Genomic DNA, 2,081 nt, shown 5'->3' with positions numbered 1-2,081 from the left:
ATTTATATTCATACTTTCTTTCACTTAGAATACTACCCCCACAATTTAGTAATATTGAGCGTGGGGGGGGGTATTTTAAAAATTTTTAGTTATATTAACCTAAACTTATTAACTAATTAATTTTTAATTATTTCATCTAAAAGTTTAAAGGTAAAATCATTGATTTCTTTTAATTTATCTTCGCTAATACTTTCAAATCTAGCTACTAAATAAGGGCTAGTATTACTTGCGCGAAGTAGTGAAAATCCATTTTCAAATTCTAATCTCACTCCATCAATTTCAATTAGCTTAGCGTTTAGATTAAGAGATTTTATTTTTTCTTTATAAGTATTTATTATATTAAATTTATTACTTTCATTTACTTTTATTTTTATTTCATTACTTGAATATGCTTTAGGTAAGTTGTTTAAAATATCAATAAAATTAGGATTTTTTAAATATAGCTCAATAATTCTTAGCATAGAATAAATCGCATCATCGTATCCATAATATTTGTCATTAAAAAATACATGTCCGCTAAGTTCTGCTGCTAAATCTACATTTAATTCTTTTATAGCTTTTTTGATATTTGAATGACCTGTTTTACACATTGAGCAAGTTCCTAGCTCGTTGATTTTATCAAAAATCACTTTTGAGCATTTAACTTCACAAAGGATTTTAGGGTTTTTAATATTATTTGCAAATAGATAGCAAAGCTCATCACCTTTAATGATTTTATCTTTTAAAACACATACAATTCTATCAGCATCTCCATCAAAACCAAAGCCAAGTGTCGCAGTATTTTTAACATAGTTATTTTTATAAAGTGGAGTAGGGCAATGATGAGAAAAATTGCTAAAATTAAGCTCATTTTTAATAGCAAATAGATTTTCTTCTTCTGTTGGGTCTGGCTCGTGAGATTTAAACTCACCATCAAATTCACTAAAATAGTGAGCGTATTTAATATTTAAAATATCTAAAATATTTGCTACAACTTCACAAGCTGCACCACTAGCTGTATCAATTGCTAGATTTATATTGGCGTTTTTAAGATGAGCGAATTCTTTTTGCAAAAACTCAATATATTTTGTTTTAATATCTAATTCTTCATATTCGGCATTTTCAATCTTATCATCAAAATCTTTTATGTGATTTGCAACTTCAGTATAAATATCACTAAGCTCTTTTGCAAAAAAACTTTCTTTATTTATGGTGATTTTAAAGCCATTGTATTCTTTAGGGTTATGTGATGCTGTTATCATAATATTTGCATCAATTTCATAAGCGTAATTGCTAAAATATCCAAGTGGAGTAGGAACAAGTCCAAGTGAATAAACCTTAATTCCTGCACGATTTAGCCCATAAATTAAAGCATTATTTAAGACTTTATTACTAAGTCTTGCATCATAGCCTACGCTTACGCTTTTTGCGTTTTTACTAAGCATAATTTTACCTATTACAAAACCTAAAGCCTTAGTAAAACTAGGACTAATCTCAGTCCCAAAAATCCCCCTAATATCGTATTCTCTAAATATGTGTTTCATCATTTATCCTTTTGATTATCAATTTATTTAAAGCTTTTATAATATTTAACAATCCTTTTTTTAATAATTTAAATTTAATAGCATTGTAAAGTATAATAATAATATTCTTTTTATTTTCTAAGTAGTCTATATAAGAATTTAATGTTTTTATATCTGATTGTATCGGTATTTTTTTATGTAATTCTTTTAAATACGGCAATCTTAATAAATGGGCATTATTGTTTGGATTTGAATTATATTTTTTATTATTACTAGTATTGTTATTATGAAATCTATAGTTAATTAATTGTTCTTTGATTGTATATCTTTTTCCAAATAACTCACAATTTATTGCTATCCAATAGTCGTGATAATCTAATGTGTTAGGGAATGGTAATATTATTTCTTTTAATTTTTTATTTAATAAAATTGTATTTCCCATAACTCCGCAAGGTCCTAAAATTTGACCTAAATTTTTATCATTTATAAAATGGTAGTTTTTATATTTAAAATAAGACTTTTTGTATAGGTTATCAAATTCATCTATTATTTTTAAATCATGATGTATCATTAATGGGG

General features: G+C 25.6%; 2 protein-coding genes. Both read right to left on the bottom strand.

Annotated features, from left to right (window positions below; genetic code table 11):
- Positions 1–116 precede the first annotated feature (116 nt).
- Positions 117–1,526: a phosphomannomutase/phosphoglucomutase gene (locus tag KJQ99_RS09205; RefSeq protein ID WP_214150639.1), complete on the bottom strand. Its 1,410-nt coding sequence runs from the start codon at positions 1,524–1,526 to the stop codon at positions 117–119.
- A partial coding sequence (locus KJQ99_RS09200) for a glycosyltransferase family protein (protein ID WP_214150638.1) occupies positions 1,507–2,081 on the bottom strand: 575 nt, incomplete at its 5' end. The genes KJQ99_RS09200 and KJQ99_RS09205, both read right to left, overlap by 20 nt.

Source organism: Campylobacter sp. 2018MI13, from assembly GCF_018501135.1.
Taxonomy (GTDB): Bacteria; Campylobacterota; Campylobacteria; order Campylobacterales; family Campylobacteraceae; genus Campylobacter_E.
The sequence above is the reverse complement of the archived record's forward strand: the minus strand, read 5'-3'. Positions and strand labels throughout refer to the sequence as shown.

Coding starts and splice junctions, on each gene's coding strand:
- KJQ99_RS09205 (WP_214150639.1), bottom strand. CDS start 1,526: ATGATGAAACACATATTTAGAGAATACGATATTAGGGGGATTTTTGGG.